The following is a 21,660-nucleotide window of genomic DNA, read 5'->3' on the forward strand; positions in this document are numbered from 1 at the left end:
TGCCATGCTTTCAGAATTACATGTGAAGAACCTGGCCCTGATCGAAAAGGCGGATATCGAATTCGGGGAGGGGCTTAACATTTTAACGGGTGAGACGGGGGCTGGAAAGTCGATTATCATCGGCTCGGTCACCATGGCGCTGGGCGGTAAGGTGCCGAAGGACATTATCCGCAGGGGTACGGAGTACGCCTATGTGGAACTCTTATTTACCGTAACGGAGCCGGACAAAGTGCGCGTGTTGAAGGAGATGGACGTCTGCCCGGATGAGGGCGGAACTGTGATCATTTCCCGGAAAATCATGCCCGCGTGCAGCCTCTGCAAGATCAACGATGAAACGGTGACTGTCGGAAAGCTTAAGACGATTACCGGTCTTCTAATCGATATTCATGGTCAGCATGAACATCAGTCTCTGCTGTACAAGCACAAGCATCTGGAAATTCTGGATAAATACCACGAGCGAAAATCACATGAACTAAAACAGAATATTGCCGGCCTGTACCGGTCCTATACCGGGCTTAAGGATCGGGTGGCTTCGTTTCACATGGATGAGGAATCCCGCCTGCGGGAGATGGATTTTCTTCGGTTCGAGATTGATGAGATCGAGGGGGCGAACGTAAAAGACGGGGAGGAAGAGGAGCTGACAGCCCGCTACCGCCTGTTTACCAACGCCAGAAGGATTGCAGAGAGTCTGTCGGCCGCCTATGAGGCAGTGAACACCGATACGCTGGATTACGCCTTAAAAGAGGTGGAGCATGTGGCCTCCTTCGATGAGAAGTTGGGGGCGATCCGGGATCAGCTGTTTGACGCCGACGCGATTTTAAGCGATATCAGCCACGAGATTTCATCGTATATGGAGGACATGTCCTTCGATGAGGAGGAGTACCGGGAGCTGGAGGAGCGGCTGGATGTGATCCACAATCTGGAGGCCAAGTACGGGAAGACGGCGGAGCAGATTCAGGAGAATTTAGAGAATAAGAGGAAGCGTCTGGAAGAACTGGAGGATTACGATGCCTTAAAGCAGAGGACGGAGCAGGAGCTGGAAGAGACGGAGAGCAGGCTGGAGATGCTCTGCGGGCAGCTGTCCGAGATGAGAAAGGCTGCGGCGAAGGAACTGACGGCGAAGATCAAAGCCGGGCTCGCGGACTTGAATTTCATCGATGTGGAGTTTTCCATGGAATTCACCCGTTTAAGCCACTTCACCGCCGGCGGATTTGACGAAGCGGAGTTCATGATCTCCACGAACCCGGGAGAGTGTGTAAAGCCTCTGGGCATGGTGGCCTCCGGCGGCGAGCTGTCGAGAATCATGCTGGCTATCAAGACCGTGCTTGCGGACACAGACGATATTCCCACTCTGATCTTCGATGAGATTGACACGGGAATCAGCGGCAGAACGGCGCAGATGGTGTCGGAGAAGCTCTCCTATATCGCAAAGAACCATCAGGTTATCTGCATCACCCACTTACCGCAGATCGCGGCCATGGCCGATGCGCATTACGAGATCGCGAAGACAGCCTCGGATGGGCGGACCACCACCACGATCCGGCCGCTGGCGGAGGAGGAGATGGTGGAAGAACTGGCAAGGCTGCTGGGAGGTGCGAAGATTACCGAAGCAGTGAGAGAGAACGCCAGGGAGATGAAGAGGCTGGCGGGGGAGAGGAAGTAGAGAAGAATTATAAGCGGTACAGTACATGAATAAATAAAAGTTGGAGGAAGAACGAATGAATATCAGTTTATTGGAGCCAATCGGCGTGCCGGAAGAGATGATTAACAATCTTGCAGAGGGGCTGAGAAAGGAAGGTCATATCTTCACATACTATGATACAAAAACAACGGATGTGCAAGAACTGAAGAGACGTTCCGCCGGCCAGGAGATTGTTATGATAGCGAATAATCCCTATCCGAATGAGGTGGTACGGGCGTGTGACAGTTTAAAGGCCATTGCTGTAGCATTTACAGGGATTGATCACGTAGGTCTTGAAGCCTGCAGGGAAAAGAATATCGATGTACTCAACTGCGCAGGATATTCCAATCAGTCAGTAGCTGAGTTATCGATTGGCATGGCGATATCTGTGATGCGTAAGATTCTGGAGGGAGATTTCGCAGTGAGAAACGGCAGGAATTCTGTCGGTCTGGTTGGAACGGAAATATGCGGCAGAACCGTTGGTATCATTGGATGCGGCCAGATCGGTTTTAAGACAGCCAAGCTGTTTAAGGCATTTGGTGCTGATGTTCTTGCCTACTCACGTCACGAAAGGGAAGAATGGAAGGAAGCTGGAATTCGCTTTGCAGATATGGATACACTTTTAAGGGAAAGTGATATTGTATCACTTCACCTTCCTCTAAATGAAACGACAAAGGGATTTTTTGACGGGGATAAAATTAATAAAATGAAGGAAGACGCAATTCTCATTAATTGTGCGAGAGGCCCGATCGTGGACAATGCTGCGCTGGCAAAGGCACTGAACGAGGGGAAAATTGCCGGTGCCGCTATCGATGTATTTGATATGGAGCCGCCGATACCTGCGGATTATCCACTGTGCAGTGCAAAGAATATCCTTCTTACACCCCATGTTGCCTTTGCTACAAAAGAAGCGATGGTACGCAGAGCTAAAATCGAGTTTGATAATGTCTATGCGTATTTACAGGGAAAACCGGAGAATGTATGCAGATTATAATCCGGCCGTTTGGAAAGGAATCACATCAAAATTAAGACGAAATTAAGAAAATACCGGTTGACTTCACAACCGGTATTTTTGTTTTGTTATAGGGCGTCAAGCAAGACTGCTTTTAATTGATAGAATTATAAAGATGCTGATACATGAGTGCGCGTGCCTGATCCTTATCATGGGAGGCGATCGCTTTACATATTTTGTTATGAGTGGACTGACGTGGTTTTTTTGTAAGCCGGTTTTTAAAAGTAGAAGGGTTATAGCTTAAAGATATAGATTGTATGATAATTGGCATCAGGCGTTCCAAAACAGGATTCTGACATGTACGGCAGATCATGATATGGAACGCCTTGTCCTTTTCATACAGCTTTTTGATAATAGTCTCATCAGTTTCCTCTCCCTGAAGCTGCTTATCAAGTTCATCGATACTATCGGAAAGCTTTTGGAGTATTTTGATCTCTGCGTCTGTAGCACGTTGGGCAGAGAGGCTGCAGATTTCCGGTTCAAAAATAATTCTGGCTTCATACAGGTAGGGATCTAAATTGTCAATTCCCATAAAGTTTAGTCCCAAAGGATCCTCTGTCATTCCAGGAAGCTGGCACACAAAAGTTCCCTTTCCCCGGCGAATCTCCAACGTTCCCTTTGAGACAAGTGATTTGATCGCTTCCCTGAGTGTGGAACGGCTTACATTGTATGTTTCTATCAGTTCCTGTTCACTGGGAACCTGGTCTCCTGGTTTTAAAACCCCTTCAATAATCTGATTTTCTATAGCTGATGCAACTGAAACGGATAAAGTTTTTAAATTTGACATAGTAACCTCAAGTTTATATTTCATTCATTTGAACTACTGTAAGTATAGGGGAAGTTACGAAAAATGTCAAATGCTACTGCATATTTCCTAAAAAATAAGAAGAAAAATAAAATTTATTGACAAATTATACTATATGGATTATACTAACCATGTAATCAGACGTCTGACGTCAGTCTAATTATTAAAACAAAAAGAGGAGGGTACAAATGAGTGATTTTATGTTTGTAGCACTGACCGTGCTGTTTATAGTCATAGCGGCGGTCATGATTTTGAAGAAGATGGATTCCAAATTAGTGTTCTTTTTTGTCGGAACACTGGCTTTACTGGTCGTTACGGCGATTACTGGTGCATCTGTCTTGGGGGAAAAGACAACGGGAAATATCTTTTTGGATGTAGTAGATGTGATTCGTACAAAATTTATCAGTACGGTTCAGGGAACAGGTATCAGGCTGATGGTGGTGGCCGGATATGTCATGCTGATGAATCATATGAAGGCTTCTAATGTTCTGGCAGCGGCAGCGGGGAAAGTTCTGATAAAGCTTAAGAATCCTTACCTGATTTTGGCAGGAGTCTTTATCGTAGGTTCTATTTTAAAGGTATTTATTACAAGTCAGATTTCCCTGGGACTTCTGTTTATGGCTACGATATTTCCGATCCTGATCTCTCTCGGTGTCAGTAAGGTTAGTGCTGCAGCGGTACTGATAACCATAGGAATGCTGGATATGGGACCAAATGACAGCTCGGCCATCTTCGGTGCAACAGAGGTTATGGGAATTACTCCGATGGATTATTTCATGAATTATGAGATTCTTGTAGGAGGCGCGGTAATCCTGATTATGGCAGTCTTCTATGCCGTATATTTTAAATATATGGATAAAAAAGAGTACGGTGAGACGAAGACTGGCAGCGGTGGAATCGTAGAATTCTCTCCTAAGGACTTCGGTATACCTGTATTCTACGGCGTATTTCCCCTGATACCGCTGGCACTCGTCGTAATTTTCAGCTTTGTTGATACCATTAATATGGATATCATTACAGCGAATCTGATCGGGTTCTTCTTTGTATTCATCTGTGATTTGATTGTAACGAAGAGTGTGGCTCATATTGGAGAAAATTTAAAAAAAGTGTTTGAATGGATGGGGCAGTATTTTACGAATATTGTAATCATCATTGTTGCAGCAGGTGTTTTTGCAGAAGCGATTACACAGTTAAAAGGCATTACAATTCTCACAGGCTGGATCTCAAACCTTACAGGTGCAGCACTTATTGCAGTAGTGATGCTCAGTTTAATTGTTTTTGGTACAGCACTTTTAACCGGAAGCGGAAACGCTCCATGGTTTGCATTCGGCCCTCTCACACCGGGGATCGGAGAAGCACTTGGTACGCAGACTGCTGCATTTGCAGTTCCTATGCATTTAGCGGGAGGTATCGGAAGATGTATTTCCCCGTTCTGTGGAGGCGTAATAGCGATCAGTGGTGTAGCTGAGGTAGAGATAACAGATGTGATTAAACGAAATATGGTACCGATGATTGTTGCTTATGCGCTCAATGTAGCGGCATCATATATTATATTTGTAATTCTTTAATGATAAATGGAACCCTTGCCGATATGTGAGGTGATCTTCGCGAGATAAAACGGGAAGTGTTCGAATGAAAAGGAGAAAACTATGAAACATAATTTTGATGAATTGATTGACCGAAGAGTGTCGGAGTGTAAAAAATATGAGCCTTCCTATCCGAAGGATGTCATTCCCATGTGGATTGCCGATACCGATTTTGCAGTACCGGAAGAAATTGCAGAGGCAATTCAAAAGAGGGCGGAACATCCATGCTTTGGTTACCCGGTAGAAAGCTTTGAATTCGAGAGAGCGGCTGCCAGATGGGAAAAAGTACGGTTTGGATGGGAGATAGATCCAGAGTGGGTAAAGTATTCTAACGGTGTACTTCCATTTTTGATGTATGCAATCAGAGCATTTGCGTATCCCGGTGATAAAGTCGTAATTCAGCCGCCAGTATACCCGCCATTTCAGGCAATTACAAAAAATAACGGCTGTCAGCTGCTGACTAATCCACTGATTCAGGATGACAATGGAAAATATCAGATCGATTTTGAAGATCTGGAGGAAAAATTAAAGGATCCGAGGACAAAGCTGTTTTTTATGAGCAACCCTCATAATCCGGTCATGAGAGCATTTACACTGGAAGAATTGACGAGAATCGGTGAATTATGCTTAAAGTATCATGTAATTGTAATCGCTGATGAAATACACTGTGATCTTACATACAAGGGATATCATCACATTCCGTTTGCATCGATATCGGAGGAATTTGCACAGAACAGCATGGTTCTCATTAATCCAAGCAAGACCTTTAATATCGCAGGTTTCCGCACGGGCGCGGCTATTATTCCGAATAAGAAAATGAGAGATAATATCCAGATTATCATAGAGGATAATAAGAACTATGGAAGAACTATTTTTGGAATGCTGTCATTTATTACTGCATACACGGAGTGCGATTACTATGCAGACGAGATGATGGATTATCTGGAAGAAAACAAAAATTATATTGTTGATTTTATCCGAAACAGAATACCAAAGATTAAGCTGGCAGAGCCGGAAGCGACTTATCTCTTATGGCTGGATTGTCGTGATTTACAGATGACACAGCCGGAGCTGAAGACATTTTTCTTTGAAAAAGCAAAATTAGGGCTGAATGACGGGGCAACTTTTGGTATAGAAGGTACCGGATTTATGAGAATGAATATTGCATGTCCGAGGGCCACGCTTGTAGAAGCTCTTAATAGACTTGAAAAGGCCGTGAATGAATTAAACAAATGCTGATCAATTAGGGCATGAGGAAAGGTACATGATTCCCCATGCCCTGTTTTTAAGAAAGAGAGCTTATTTATGAAAGTCAAAATAGACAGCAACTGGATCTTCATAGTATTGATTTTAGCATTAATAGGCATTTCTGTATCAGATAGTCAGATGGGGGCGGTCAAACAGGGGAAGTCGAATCATCTTTCCATCATGTCGGGGAACAGTGGTGGAACATATTACTACATAGCCGCTGGCCAGGCGAAAATTTTAACAGAATATCTGGAAGATATAAATGTTGTTACACAGTCGACCAGTGGTTCGCCGGTTGAAAATATGACTCTTGTAGAACAGGACCCCGCAAATCTGGGAATCGTTACAATTGATGGAATCTATTATGCTGGACTGGGGGATGCAGAAAGAGGTTTTGAGGAACCACTAAAGAATTTAAGAGCCATTCAAGTTGGACATAAAGCTTATTTGTACGGTTTGACAGTCAGCGGAACCGGGGTAGAGAGGTACGAGGATATGGCTGGCAAGACCGTATCAGTTCCGCCGATCGGCAGTACCACGTATTATATGGCGCTGGCAGTAGCGGAGGCCTACGGTTGTAATAGCGATAATACCAATATGATACCGATGACATCGAGTGAACAGGCGGAGGCGTTAAAGGATGGAACGATTGACGTGGCTTTTATGGCGGGAGGTATACCGCAGGCTACGGTCACTGACCTGGATTATTCCAATGATGTCGTGTATTTATCGATTGATGATGCAGTTATTGAAACACTGGATAAAGAATATCCTTTCTGGACTCCGGTAACAATCGAAAAGGATACTTATTCAAAACAGACGGAGGATATGAACTGCCTTACGGTTGACACGCTTCTTGCATGTAATGTCGATTTAGACGAAGAAATTGTATATCAGATTACAAAAATACTGAATGAAAATGTGAACGAGCTTGCTGCGATTCATTCAAGTGGTATGGAATGGAACAGGGAAACAACGGAAGCATATTTAAACAGCAGCTTGCTGACATTTCATGATGGCGCTCTTAAATACTACATGGAAGTTTTAGAGGACAGGGGAAGATAAAAGTGAAAAAAGCTGAAGACGTAACAAAACGATTGGATAAACTGATTTCTCTGCTCTGTGCTGCTTTAACAGGAATTCAGCTGTTTGGATATGTGACAGGAATCTTCCCGGCAATGCAGCAGAGAAGCTTATTTTTGGGCTTTATCTTATCAATAACGTTATTGATCCATATCAGAAATAAGTTGAGCATGAATATAATCGATTTGTGGAGCATATTTGTTTTGGCAGTTACTGTCTTTGCCTCAGTCTATGTCTTTGCAAACTGGTATGGAATGTCGTTTCGGGTAATTCGACCGAATAAGCTGGATTTAATAGTGGGCCTTGTGCTAATCACAGCTGTATTAAACTGTGCAAATGTAAGGCTGGGAAGGCCGCTTCCTCTGATTGCTCTTCTTTTTATTTTTTACGCTTTGCTGGGGCATCGGATCGGTGGAAGCATGGGAACCGGCGGTTTTACCATACAGAGAGTTATCAGCTTTCTTACAATGGAGACTTCTGGGATCTACGGAACGATTCTGGGGACAGCAGCCAGGCATATATTTATCTTCATCATTTTCGGAAGCTTTCTGGAAATTAGCGGAGCCAGTAAATTCTTTCTGGAACTGGCCGGAGCGCTGTTAGGTTCATTAAAGGGAAGTGGTGCGAAAGTGAATACTATGGCCAGCGGCCTTCTTGGAATGGTCTCAGGAAGCGCAGTAGCCAATGTTATGGCTGTAGGTCCCATGACGGTTCCGATCATGAAAAAAGACGGGTTTTCCAATGAGTTCTGCGGTGCAATTTCTGCCATTTCGGGGACTGGCGGACAGCTTATGCCACCGGTTATGGGGACTGCGGCGTTTATTATTGCAGAGACCCTGTCTATGTCATATGGAGATGTGACAAAATCAGCCCTTATACCAGGGATCCTTTTTTACCTGACAATATGGATCTCCATTAATTTTCACTCTAACAGGCTGGGACTAAAAAAGAATAAAGAAAAGATAGACTGCCGTCCAATTTTAAAAAATGGGTTTTACTATCTGATTCCTATTATATTTTTGATCCTGACAATTTCCGTTTGGAAGTGGTCACCGGTAAAATCAGGTATGTGGTCTACCTTACTTGTGATTATTGTATCCCAGTTTAATAGGGAAAAACGGATGAGACTGCCGGATATCTGGCAGGCAATGGTGCAGTCGGCAAAAGGAGCATTGACAGTGAGTGTTGCCTGTACTGTGGCAGGAATTATTGTGGGAATTCTGTCTCTTACAGGGCTTGGGCTGAAGTTTTCTACTGTGCTGTTGGCTCTTTCCGGTGGTTATAAGCTTGTGTTGATGATATTTACCATGATTGCCGGACTCATATTGGGAATGGGTATGACCACCACATCTGTTTATATTGTACTTAGTGTGCTGGTAGCACCGGCGTTGGTGGAATTTGGTGTTTATCCCATCGCTGCCCATCTGTTTGTTTTTTATTTTGGAATTCTTTCCTGCATAACGCCCCCCGTAGCAACCGCCGTTTTTGCATCGGCGGGATTGGTGGGAGAAAGCCCGATTAAACTGGGCTTTTACACAGCTAAAAAGGCAATCCCCATTTACATTATACCGTTTTTATTTGTTTTAAACCCGGAATTGTTGATGCTTGGAGGCAATATAGGAAATATCCTGTTTGAGTTCTGTATGTCCGTTTTAACGATTATAGCGTTGTGCGGCAGTATTGAAGGAGTTGGACAAAATAAGTTTACCAAGATGGAACGAGTACTGTTGTTTGTAGCTGCCATCTGTGAATTGCATTCTTCTATTATAATAAAAATTGTTTCAAATGGAGTGATTTTGGCAATATTATTAAAGAATTATCTAAAGAAAGAAATCATGTATGCAAATTCTGACAAGAACGATTTTACGTAAAATCAATTCTGGTTTTAAAAGAAATTAGTTACAACTAAAATATGACAGAGTGTTTTCACCGATTTCTCACATACTATGAAAGGAGCAAAAAATTGTCTCCTTTCATTTTTTATAAGGAGGTATGTGAGATGACGGGAAAAAAATTCCACAGATACGTGGTGGCTGCGTTTTGGGTGAGCCTGGTGTTTTGCATCGGCTTCTCTTATTTCTATATGAAGTGGGTGATACCGGACAAGCTGAATGTCGTAGCCGAAGAAGAAGAACAGTTTCATTTCTCCATGCCTTTTGGAGTGACGCTGTCTTCAGACAGTGAGGAAGTGGTTTTAAGTAATGGTTCCAATATTCCGACGGATCAGATTAACCTTTCCGTGAACCAGCCGTTTTCTGTATATTCAGAAAATCAGGGAAGCTACAAGATTGGCTTAAAACTGTTTGGCTGGCTCCAGCTAAAGGATATCCAGGTGGATGTGGTGGATACGAAATACGCCATTCCATGCGGAACTCCAGTGGGAATTTACTTAAAATCTGATGGGATTATGGTAATTGGAACGGGGGATATCACGAAGAAAGACGGTATGATTGTAGAGCCGGCCTTTGGAGTGCTTCAGTCGGGGGACTATATTGAGGCATTTAATGGAACACCTTTAAAGGATAAGGAAGCGCTGGTTACAGAATTAAACAAAAATGGTACCAGTGAGGCGGTATTAGCAGTCCGACGCGGAGATCAGGAGATCGAGGTGAAGATGACTCCGGTGGAGGGAGAGGATGGAAATCCAAAGCTGGGCGTCTGGGTCCGTGACGATACTCAGGGAATTGGAACCATGACTTATATTGACATGAATGGTAATTTTGGGGCGCTGGGACATGGGATCAGCGACAGTGACACAGGCGGAGTCGTCCAGATTGAGGACGGCGCACTATATGAAACTTCCATTTTAGGAATCGAAAAGGGAACTTTCGGAAAGCCGGGAGTCATGAGCGGAGTGATCTACTACGGTCCGGGATCGGTGTTGGGAACGATTCATTCCAATACGGAAGAGGGAATATTTGGTACGGTCAATGAACGGTTTAAGCAGACCGCAAAAGCAGACGCGATACCAATCGGATACCGCCAGGACGTCAAAAAGGGAATCGCGTATATCCGAAGCGATGTTTCAGGAGTTGTAAAAGACTATGAGATCGAGATTCAGAAGGTGGATTATACGACAGCCCATAAGAACAAGGGAATGGTTATCAAGGTGACTGATCCGGAGCTGCTGGCAATTACCGGGGGAATTGTGCAGGGAATGAGCGGATCTCCAATAATTCAGGATGGGAAGCTGATTGGGGCGGTGACGCATGTGTTTATACAGGATAGTACGAGAGGGTATGGGATATTTGTGGAGAATATGCTGGAGCATTGAGTCCGGGCAGGACAGGAGTGAAAAGGAGGTGATGCAAGCATGCTTGCATGAACCTCCTTTTTGTGAGTGGCCTATGCGGCGAAAGCCGCGCAACCGATGGTGCCCGCAGGGTGCCAGCGGTTGCCACCCGGACGGACTAGCGGGATGCGACAAGGAAATTCGCAATCTTGAAAAGAACCAATATCGTTGGTTGATTTTGTTCGTAGTTTGGAGTATAATACCCTTGACATATTGTGCACGAAGAACGGTGAAAAAGCCGCAACGGGGTGGATTATGGAATACTTATCTATCAAGCAAACATCTGAAAAATGGGAAATCTCTGTGCGGAGAATTCAAACCTTGTGTACGACGGGCAGAATCCCTGGCGCACAGAAGATAGGCTATTCCTGGATTATTCCAGCTGATGCAGAAAAACCAGCTGACGCAAGAGTAAAAAGTGGCAAATATCGTAAAGCAGATGTCTGATTGTATTTGATTCGTGTTTGCTGAGAGAACAAAAGACAAGGAGACGGCGTTATGGTTGATTTTGCTCCCGGAATGAGAACCATCATTCGTGACGAAGAATGGATGGTCAAAAAAATTGAAACAAACAGTCTTGGCAACAAGGCTTTATACTGCATTGGTATTTCTCCACTTGTGAAAGATAAAGAAGCAATCTTTCTGACAGACTTGGAGCAAATTCAAATCGTGAATCCTGCCGAAGTTAAGCTAATTCCGGACAGTTCGCCGTTTTATACAAGAACTCTGCTGTATTTGGAGAGCCAATGGCGTCAGAAGATACCGACAGATGCTAATTTACATATCGGTCATCAGGCCGCAATGGACTTGATGCCTTACCAGCTTGATCCGACAAAACTTTCTTTGCAGCGTCCCCGCCAGCGCATCTTGATTGCCGATACCGTTGGCCTTGGTAAAACTTTGGAAGCGGGTATTTTGATGTCCGAGCTGATTGCCCGTGGAAAAGGAAAACGAATTCTTGTTGTTACCGTAAAAAGTATGATGACGCAGTTCCAAAAAGAAATGTGGAACCGTTTCACCATTCCTTTGGTACGTCTTGATTCAAACAGAATCCAAAAGATTCGTGCCAGTCTGCCGACCAATTACAATCCGTTTTTTTATTATGATAAAACCATCGTTTCGATTGATACATTGAAGCGAGATGTTGAATATCGCACCCACCTGGAAAATGCCTATTGGGATATTATCGTCATTGATGAAGCGCAGAATGTTGCCGAGCGTGGCGACCGTCAGGCGCAGCGTTCCCGTTTGGCAAAGCTGTTAGCTGACCGAAGCGACACGATGATTATGCTTTCGGCTACACCGCACGATGGACGGGCTAAGAGCTTCGCTTCTTTGATGAATATGCTTGACCCAACTGCGATTGCTGATCCGGAAAATTACACACCGGAAGATATTAAGGGACTTTGTATCCGTCGTTTCAAGAAAGATGTAAAAGACCAGGTAAGCGGTTCGTTCTTGGAAAGAAAGATTACCCTGGAGCGCTGCAACGCTTCGGCACAAGAAGAATATGTGTTTGATATATTTGCGGAAATGCAGCTTGAAATGGATTTAGGTAAGACCAGGGGAACCGGTCAGTTGTTCAAGACCAGTTTGGAGAAATCTCTGTTTTCCAGCCCAGCTGCCTGCATCAAGAGCATTGATGCCAGATTGAAAAAACTCTATAAAAAATATAATGCAGACGACATCAAAGACATTCATCTGTTGGAAGAACTGAAAGTTGCACTTGAAAAAATCACACCGGAGAGCTTTACACGTTATCAGAAATTGCTGACACTTTTCCGCAGCAAAGATTACGCCTGGAACCCAAATGACACCGGAGATCGTGTTGTCATTTTCACAGAGCGTATTGAAACCATGAAGTATCTGGCTGAAAGACTTCGTGCGGATCTTGGTGTGAAAGCAAATGCTATTCAGGAAATTTCCGGCAGCATGAGTGATGCCGAACAGCAGAAGATTGTCGAAGATTTTGGTCGTACCGAGTCACCGGTTCGTGTGTTGGTGGCTTCTGATGTTGCATCCGAAGGCTTGAACCTTCATTACCTCAGCCATCGACTGATTCACTTTGATATTCCCTGGTCCCTGATGGTATTTCAGCAGAGAAACGGTCGTATCGACCGTTACGGTCAGCAGAAGCGTCCTGATATCCGCTATATGCTGATTGAGAGCGACAACAAGAAAATCAAGGGTGATATGCGTATCATCGAAATATTGATTACCAAAGAGGAACGGGCACTCAAAAACATTGGCGACCCATCTTTGCTCCTTGGCAAATTCACAGTAGAGGACGAAGAACTTGTTGTTTCCGATGCTATCGAGGGCGGTTCTGACGAAGCTGCATTTGAAAAGACTTTGAATGCCAGCGAAGCTGACTTTGATCCGTTTGAAGCATTGATGTCTGCGGTAAGTGAAGCAGAAAATGCCGAAACAAAAGAATCCACCATTGTGGAAGATGACACTCTGTTCTCCGATGTGGATTATCTCTACCAGGCGCTTGTCTTTTTGAACCAGACTGAGAGCCATCCGGTTGAAAAGCTCCAGACTGTTTCCGGTTTGGATATTAAACTGACACCAGATATGCTTCGCCGTCTGAAAGCTCTTGTCCCGGAAGAAGCATTGCCGCAGGGGGATACGCTTCGTGTAGCCAATGATAAAACTTTCTGCATGGAACAGATGCGTAACAGTATGCAAAAGAACATGGATGAATCTGCATGGCCTTCCACGCAATACCTCTGGAAGCTACACCCGATTCTTTCCTGGGTAAACGACAAAGCCGGTTTGCTGTTTGGTCGTGGTGAAGCACCTGTGATTGGATTACCCGATAAACTTGCTGCAGGCGAAAGCATTTATATCGTCTCCGGCAGTATGCCGAATCTGAAATCGACCCCTCTGGTTGATGAATGGTTTGGTTTGTTTTACCAGAATGGCAAATTTGTAAAAGTGCTGACAATGAACGAGGTCGTTCAAAAAGCTGGACTTGGTAACCAGAAGATTCCGAACACCAACTGCATCGGTGAAGCAGAAATTGCGAATGCAAGTGGCCTTCTGGCGGATGTGGTTGCCCATGCCAGGCAGCACTTGGACGAGCATTATGAAAAATATCAGGTTGAGATGGCCCCTATGTTAGATGAAGAAGTAGATAAGCTGATTTCCCTGCAAGAGAAGCATCATGAGTATTATCAGCTGACACTGTTTGAACAGGAGCGCAAACTGCAAGAGCAGGAGCGCCGTGTGGATGAACTGTTTGACCAGTTTATGAATTGGGTAAAAGAGACTTTGACAATACAGAACAATCCCTACATTCGGATCGTGTCTGTTCTGATGGGGGTATCATAATGAGTATAGATTTAACAGGTATCACCAATAAGAACGAATACTACACCAACCATTATTTTGCAACGGTGTTTGAAGAAAACGCAAGCTCCACCATCAGCGGTTGGAATGCTGCATCCAAAGAGGCGGAAGAATTCCGCACTCCTTGGTCGTTGCTACGGCAAAACGCCAGACAGTATTATGCTGCACATGATCGTTTTGTTCGTTCTTCTATGAACTTGCACACATTAAGCAGTATCCGCACCTTGGCGGACAGCTACCTGGCTTCATTGGGTTACCCTGAAGCAAAACCGGAAGTAATTACGGTGAACGATACCCTTACGGTGCCGATCTATCTGGAAATGACCAAGAGCAACGGCGCACCGTTACTTTGGGTCATTCTGTCAGCTTCAAAAGAAACCGATACCGGCATTATGGAAAGCTATGCTTTTAATTCGGCTGATGTTGAGGAAGATGCCAACGGCACACTGTATAAAGGTATTTTGAATGAAATACCTAACGAGGACTTGGCAACGAAAATTCTGTTTGGCTCTGCAGAACCTCCGCGCTTTTTGGTGTTCATCAGCATGAACCAGATTGCACTGATTGACCGTAACAAGTGGAACGAAAAGCGTTATTTGCAATTTGAACTGGAAGAAATCTTCTCCCGCTTGGAGAACACCACCTTGCAGGCAATGGCAGTTCTGCTTCACAAAGATTCTCTTTGCCCGAGGGAGGGCAAAATCTTATTGGACGAGCTGGACGAGCAAAGCCAGAAGAATGCCTTCGGTGTTTCTCAAAATTTAAAATATGCGCTGCGTGAGAGCATTGAGCTGCTTGGCAATGAAGTGCTTTACGATATGGCACACCGCCTTGGACGTGACCTGGAAGCTGACCCGGTGGATGCCGGCAAGCTGACCTTGGAATGCCTGCGGTATATGTACCGTATGCTGTTTGTGCTGTTTATTGAATCCCGCCCTGAACTTGGATATGCACCGATCAAAGCGCAGACCTATTATTCCGGCTACTCCCTGGAAAGCCTGCGTGACATTGCAGACAATATCCGGGATGATGTTGCAGAGGTAGGAAACGGTTACTATCTGCACGATACACTGGCAAAGCTCTATGAGCTGATTTATGACGGCTACCCGAAAACCGAGGAAGAACTACGGCGGGCTGCCGATTCCGACAGCCTGCATGATATGTTCCTGATTGCACCGCTGAAGGCGCATATCTTTGACCCCGGATATACCAAGATGATTACTGCGGCAAGGCTGCGTAATTATTGCATGCTGCGAATCATTGATTTGATGAGCTTAACAAAGTCCACCGGCAAAAAGAATGACCGCCGTGGGCGTATTTCCTATGCCAATTTGGGCATCAACCAGATGGGCGCAGTATATGAAGCCCTGCTTTCGTACCGAGGATTTATTGCCGAGCACGACTTATATGAAGTAAAGCGTGCAGGCGACAGCTTCAATGAGCTGGATGTGGGCTACTTTGTTTCGGAAGCCGAGCTTGACCAGTACACCGAGGACGAGCGTGTGCGCTATGAAACCGGTGAGAAAAAAGGCAAGCTGCGTATGTATGAAAAAGGCACTTTTATCTACCGCCTTGCAGGTCGTGAGCGTGAGAAGTCCGCTTCTTATTACACACCGGAGGTTCTGACAAAGTGCCTGGTCAAGTATGCCCTGAAAGAATTGCTGGAGGGCAAAACAGCCGATGAAATTCTGAACTTGACTATCTGCGAGCCTGCTATGGGTAGTGCGGCCTTCTTGAACGAAGCAATCAACCAGCTTGCCGAAGCGTACATTTCCCGCAAGGAAAAAGAAAACGGCGATATCATCAGCTATGAAAAACGCTTCAATGAGCTGCAAAAGGTCAAGATGTATATTGCCGACCGTAATGTGTACGGTATAGACTTGAATCCTGTTGCCGTAGAGCTTGCAGAGGTATCCCTGTGGCTGAATACCATTTATGAGGGTGGTTTTGTGCCTTGGTTTGGCACACAGCTGGTTAATGGTAACTCTCTGATTGGCGCAAGGCGGCAAGTATATTCAGAAGCATTCCTTCAGGCAACCAGTAAGGGGATGCGCTGGTATGAAAATGAGCCGGAGCGGGTATTGCTAGGCACGGAGCGTAAGAAGAAAAAAGGATATGCACAAATCTATCATTTTCTGCTCGGCGATCCGGGAATGTGCAGTTATAGCGATAAGGTTATCAAATCACTGGAACTGGACAATATCAAAAAGATGGGAAAGTGGAGTAAAAAGTTCACCGAACCATTATCAGATGATGATTTGGTCACTTTGCGTCGCCTTTCTGATGTGATTGATGAATTGTGGAGCAAGCAAATTGAACTTCAAAGAGAGATTGAAGCCAAAACACAGGATAATCTTTCGATTTATGGACATGAGGATACCTCTGTGGATTCTCATGCAACAATACGCGAGAAAGACAAGATTTTCAGTGAACTTTATAAGAGTGAACACATGAAAAATGCAGGCCCTTATGCCCGCTTGAAATTCGCAATGGATTACTGGTGCGCTTTGTGGTTTTGGCCGATTGAACAAGCGGACTTGCTTCCTTCTCGAAGCGAGTTCTTGTTTGATATGTCTTTGATTCTTGAGGGAACTACGCGGTCTGTCCTTGTCACAGACGCTTCTACGGATAAAAAGCAAACCAGAGGACAGCTGACGTTGTTCCCGACAGAAATGCAGCAGCTTGAAATGAATATTCTTGCCCTGTATGACGGAATAGGTGAAGTTGATATTCCTGCGCTAGGCAGAGAGAACCCACGGTTGAACCTTGCCTATGAAATTGCTGAGCAGAATAAGTTTATGCATTGGGAACTGGAATTTGCAAAACTATTTGCAGAACGTGGTGGGTTTGACTTGGTTATAGGGAATCCGCCGTGGATTAAAATGGAGTGGAATGAGCAGGCTGTATTGTCTGACACTCATCCGATGTTTGCAGTTAAAAAGCTAACAGCGACTCAGACGATAAGTCACCGAGAGGAAGCATTAGGAAGTCTTACAACACGAGCGTTGTATTTTATGGAATATGAGTCTCTGTCTGGCACACAGAGTTTCTTAAACGCAATAGAGAATTATGCGGACTTGAAGGGTCAACAAACAAATTTGTTCAAGTGCTTTCTACCGCAAGCATGGCAGTTTACTAGCACTTCTGGGGTAAGTGCATTTGTTCATCCTGATGGTGTGTATGATGATCCTAAAGGCGGATTGCTGAGAGAAAAGCTATATCCAAGATTAAGAAAACATTTTCAGTTTACTAATGAACTAAAACTGTTTTCGGAAGTAGATCACCATACAGTTTTTAGCTTGAATGTTTATTGTAATAAGGGGAATTCTTCGTTTGACTCAATCGGAAACTTGTTTTCAGTTTCTACTATTGAAGAATGCTATGACCGAGCTATTAAAGGTGCAATTCCAGGCATAAAAGACGAGAACAATAACTGGAATATTCATGGACATCCGAGCAGAATTGTTTATGTAGAAAAAAAGGAATTGCAGTTGTTTGCAAAACTATTTGACGGCAGTGAGGAATGGAAGCAAGCACGTTTACCAGTTCTTCATGCACAAGCCTTGGTGGATGTACTTGAATGCTTCGCTGTTCAAGAAAAAACACTTGGTGATATAAAAAGCGAAATATGCACAACAGAAATGTGGCATGAAACAAATAGGCAAAAAGATGGAACCATTAGTCGAGATGTTCACTTTCCAGAAACAACTATTGATTTGATATATTCTGGTCCGCATATTGGCATTTCAAATCCGTTGTCAAAAACTTCAAGGGCAATTTGTGTGCAAAATAGTGATTATGAAGTCATTGACTTGACAATGATTTCGGATAATTATTTGCAGCGTTGTAATTATCGTCCTGCTTGTGATATGGGTGAATACTCTAAACGCGCACCAGAAACCCCTTGGAGGACAAAGAACTATGAGGGATATCGCATCATTATGCGAAATATGTTTAATCAAAGCGGAGAACGAACACTTATATCTGCGATTGCTCCATGCATGACGGGGCATGTACATGCTGTCTTTGAAATTGGATTTTCTGATAACGAAGTGGTGGTTTCCGAGCAAGGACTTATGGCATCTATACCGTTGGATTTTTATATCAAAGCAACGGGTAAAGGGTCAGGTGGTATAGGTGTTATTAGTGGATTCCCTTATATTGAGCCTAAAAAGAATAGGCCCATAATAGTGAGAACTGCGATGCTAAATTGCTTGACTGCAAATTATTCAGAATTGTGGAAATCTATATGGAAAGATGAATTTCAACATGATTCTTGGTCAAAGAACGATTTACGCTTGCGTTCAGATAAATTTACAGCATTATCTTTGAAATGGACTTGGGATACACCGTTGCGTACTGATTATGAGCGTCGCCAAGCACTTATTGAAATTGATGTTTTGTCGGCAAGGGCTTTGGGCATAACTCTGGAACAGCTGAAAACTATATATCGTATTCAATTTCCAGTATTGCAAAGCTATGAAGCTGATACCTGGTATGATGCAAATGGACGAATTGTATTTACCAATAATCGAAGTTTGGTAGGCATTGGGTTCGATCGAACAACATGGGAAAACGAAGTCAAGGATGCCCCGGCGGGCAAAAAGTTCTACCGCACTATCACCGATGACACCATGCCCGGTGGTCCAGTAGAGCGCACTATTGAATATGTCGCACCATTTGACCGCTGCGACCGTGAGCAGGACTACGAAACCGCATGGAAGTTTTTTGAAAAAAAATATGGAAATACAAAATGATTGGGGAGACAAAGAATGGAGTATGTTGGTGGCTCAGAATGGCGTAGGTGGGATTTACATATACATACACCACAAACACTAAAAAATGATAACTATGTTGGTAGTACATCCGATGAAAAATGGGATGCGTTTTACACGGCAGTTTCAAATTATGTAGGTGATGGTTCTGATCGTAACCGTGCAATAGCCGCTGTAGGAATAACAGATTACCTTTCTATAGATAATTATTTGAAGGTGTGTGCAGACCATCGGTTGCCCGATACAATAAAACTAATTTTGCCAAATGTGGAAATGCGGCTTACCTTAACAGCCCAAGAATCGCCAGTGAATATTCACATGATTTTTGATCCATGTATTGTAGATGCGTTGGAAGCTCGTTTCTTTGGCAAGTTGAGTTTTAAATATGGAGATACAACGTTTTCTGCTACAAAAAGCGAACTTATTAGATTTGGAAAGCTAATGGATAATTCTTCAACTAATGAGCAGGCGGAAAAGATAGGTGCGGAACAGTTCCTTGTTGATTTTCACGCATTACAAGGCTTGTTTGAAAATGATAAAGACTTGCGAAAACATACAATTATTGCAGTCGCAAACAGTAGTACAGATGGCGCATCTGGAATTGGGAAACGAGGTGGTGGAAGCCAAACTTCTGCGCTTCGTAAAAGTTTGTATCATTTTGTGGATGCGATTTTTTCGTCAAATCAAAATGACCGAGACTATTTTCTTGGAAAAAAAGCTGACAGTCCTGAAACGGTGGCTGAATACTATGGCTCCTTAATGCCATGTATTCACGGAAGCGATGCTCATTCGTGTGATAAGTTGTTTGAACCAGATTCAAAGAGATACTGTTGGATAAAGGCTGATCTGACTTTTGAAGGGCTGCTTCAAATTCTATATGAACCCGAAGAACGAGTTGCTATTCAAGAAGATGTTCCTTTTGAAAAAGATGAACATCAGATTATTCATGCAATCAAATTTGAAGATGATAACTTCCAAGAAACTCCCATCATTTTCAACGAGGCACTGAATTGCATTATTGGAGGAAAATCCACAGGAAAATCACTGTTATTGGAGCAATTAGGATATTCTATTGACTCTTCCTATGCTGAACAACAAGTTAAAAGTCGTGCTTTTAAGCGGAAACCATTCCCAATAAAGAAAGCGACTGTTACATGGAAAGATGGGACTTCCGATAGGCGAAAGATTGTATATATTCCGCAAACATACCTGAACCAAACAATCGATAACCCGGAGGAGTCAACAGCAATTGACAAAATTGTTGAGGATGTTCTGTTGCAAGACAACGCGTTATTAGGTGCCCATGAAAGGCTTGAACTGGCGGTAGCTGCAATCAAAAAGCAGGTTAATTCCGATATAGTAGAGTATGTTGCTGTCTTGAATAAAATCAATGATATTGAAGAACAAATAAAAGAGTTTGGTTCTCCAGAGATGTTCTTACAAACCATTAAGGAGTTAGAGGGAGAACGCAAAGTATTAGCTGAGAAGATTGATATTACACAAAATGAAATCGACAGATATGGTGTGCTGGAATCAACAATTGCAAGCCTTACATCAATCAAACAGCAGGCGGCTGATGAGTTTGAACAAATGAAAGAGATGCAATCTCCTAAAATTGTGATTCCGGGATGGTTTTCAAGTGAAGATGGACGGTCGATTTCCCATGATTTTAGTGGTAGCTTTCATACAGTTTGTTCTGAACTTACAGAGAGCATAAAAGAATTAGAGGAAGGCGTTCAATCTGAATGGATTGATAAGAAAAATATTCTCGTTCAAATAATTCAAAAAAAGAAGGATGAAACAAGCGATCAACTTACTATAGCAACTTCGGAGTATGCAGCACTTAAGGTAAAGGTTGACCAAAGCACTCAATTACAGAAACTTTCTGGGCGTATAACCCAAGAAAGAGAGAAATGGCAAATCGCTGATACTCGGAGTAAAGAACATAAAAAGTTATTAGAACACAGAGAGGAACTTCATCATAAAATCATTGAATCACAAAGTCGGTATTATGAAGCTTATTCAACATATTGTGGAGCAGTAAAAAGTATAGGAACCAGGGATGATACGGAACTTGTATTTGAAGCGACTGCTGTGTGGAAACAAAAAGATTTTCAAGGTGGACTGAGTAATGTATTCGATAACAGAAAGTATTCTGCTTTTCGGACGATTCATTCCTATGATTTGGCTGCACTTAATCAATCAGATTATTCTGATAAACTGCTGGAAGCAATATGGACAGCAATGTCTGAAACACAAGTGCAAGGGACTTTGACATTAAAGTCAACAAACACAATGGAGTCAGCACTATCGTTCCTTTTCAAGGATTGGTACAACATACATTATGTTGTAAAGAGTGGTAACGATACGATTGAGGAAATGTCACCGGGTAAAAAGGCACTTGTGTTGTTGGAACTACTAATCAATCTGGAGGACAGCAAATGTCCTATTCTAATTGATCAACCAGAGGATGATTTAGACAACCGCTCAATTTACGACGATTTAGTTCAATTTATTAAGCGGAAAAAGAAAGAACGCCAGATAATTATCGTTACACATAATGCAAATGTTGTTCTTGGGGCAGATGCTGAAGAGGTAATTATTGCGAACCAAGATGGAAAAAACACCGAAAATGCGGCTAAGCGCTTTGAATATCGTAGCGGATCAATCGAAAACAACGAGACGATTATGGAATCCGATGGAACACCCAAAAAGGGTATCTTGTACAAAAAGGGTATTCAAACTCAGATTTGCGATATCCTTGAAGGCGGTCGTATTGCTTTTGAACTTAGAAGGAACAAATATAGATCATCATAAGTTATTG

The 21,660-nt window shown here is 43.5% G+C and carries 12 protein-coding genes; 11 read left to right on the top strand and 1 reads right to left on the bottom strand.

What is annotated here, in order from left to right:
• The first annotated feature begins 4 nt into the window (after positions 1–4).
• Positions 5–1,663, top strand: coding sequence for a DNA repair protein RecN (gene recN / locus M1L66_RS07930; RefSeq protein ID WP_434692049.1), 1,659 nt, complete (start codon positions 5–7; stop codon positions 1,661–1,663).
• A gap of 55 nt (positions 1,664–1,718) precedes the next feature.
• Positions 1,719–2,675, top strand: a complete 957-nt coding sequence (locus M1L66_RS07935; protein WP_434692051.1) for a 2-hydroxyacid dehydrogenase — start codon at positions 1,719–1,721, stop codon at positions 2,673–2,675.
• A 112-nt stretch (positions 2,676–2,787) separates the two neighbouring features.
• Here M1L66_RS07935 and M1L66_RS07940 read toward each other — a convergent pair whose 3' ends face one another.
• Positions 2,788–3,504 carry a FadR/GntR family transcriptional regulator gene (locus M1L66_RS07940; protein ID WP_025530137.1) on the bottom strand — a complete coding sequence of 239 codons (717 nt, stop codon included), beginning with the start codon at positions 3,502–3,504 and terminating at the stop codon, positions 2,788–2,790.
• A gap of 182 nt (positions 3,505–3,686) precedes the next feature.
• Between M1L66_RS07940 and dcuC the strand changes: the two genes are divergently transcribed.
• The 9 genes from dcuC to M1L66_RS07985 all read left to right on the top strand — a co-directional run bounded on the left by dcuC (position 3,687) and on the right by M1L66_RS07985 (position 21,653).
• Entirely contained in the window at positions 3,687–5,066 is a 1,380-nt protein-coding gene (gene dcuC / locus M1L66_RS07945; RefSeq protein ID WP_434692053.1) for a C4-dicarboxylate transporter DcuC, read from the top strand.
• A gap of 81 nt (positions 5,067–5,147) precedes the next feature.
• Positions 5,148–6,323 carry a MalY/PatB family protein gene (locus tag M1L66_RS07950; protein WP_434692055.1) on the top strand — a complete coding sequence of 392 codons (1,176 nt, stop codon included), beginning with the start codon at positions 5,148–5,150 and terminating at the stop codon, positions 6,321–6,323.
• A 66-nt stretch (positions 6,324–6,389) separates the two neighbouring features.
• A complete protein-coding gene (locus tag M1L66_RS07955; RefSeq protein ID WP_434692056.1) occupies positions 6,390–7,397 on the top strand; it encodes a TAXI family TRAP transporter solute-binding subunit in 1,008 nt (335 codons plus the stop codon).
• 2 nt (positions 7,398–7,399) lie between these two features.
• Positions 7,400–9,286, top strand: coding sequence for a TRAP transporter permease (locus M1L66_RS07960; protein ID WP_434692059.1), 1,887 nt, complete (start codon positions 7,400–7,402; stop codon positions 9,284–9,286).
• A gap of 128 nt (positions 9,287–9,414) precedes the next feature.
• On the top strand, positions 9,415–10,689 hold the full coding sequence (gene spoIVB / locus M1L66_RS07965; protein ID WP_434692062.1) for a SpoIVB peptidase: 1,275 nt from the start codon (positions 9,415–9,417) through the stop codon (positions 10,687–10,689).
• Positions 10,690–10,962: 273 nt separating this feature from the next.
• Positions 10,963–11,154, top strand: coding sequence for a DNA-binding protein (locus tag M1L66_RS07970; RefSeq protein WP_434692065.1), 192 nt, complete (start codon positions 10,963–10,965; stop codon positions 11,152–11,154).
• A gap of 51 nt (positions 11,155–11,205) precedes the next feature.
• Positions 11,206–14,043 (top strand): DEAD/DEAH box helicase, encoded by a 2,838-nt coding sequence (locus M1L66_RS07975; protein ID WP_434692067.1) that lies wholly within the window; start codon positions 11,206–11,208, stop codon positions 14,041–14,043.
• Complete coding sequence (locus tag M1L66_RS07980; protein WP_434692070.1) at positions 14,043–18,818, top strand: Eco57I restriction-modification methylase domain-containing protein; 4,776 nt, start codon at positions 14,043–14,045, stop codon at positions 18,816–18,818. Before M1L66_RS07975 ends, M1L66_RS07980 begins: the two co-directional genes overlap by 1 nt.
• A 15-nt stretch (positions 18,819–18,833) precedes the next feature.
• Positions 18,834–21,653: a TrlF family AAA-like ATPase gene (locus M1L66_RS07985; RefSeq protein ID WP_434692072.1), complete on the top strand. Its 2,820-nt coding sequence runs from the start codon at positions 18,834–18,836 to the stop codon at positions 21,651–21,653.
• Positions 21,654–21,660 lie beyond the last annotated feature (7 nt).

The sequence above is a fragment of the Hungatella sp. SB206 genome, from assembly GCF_051132295.1.
GTDB lineage: Bacteria > Bacillota > Clostridia > Lachnospirales > Lachnospiraceae > Hungatella > Hungatella effluvii.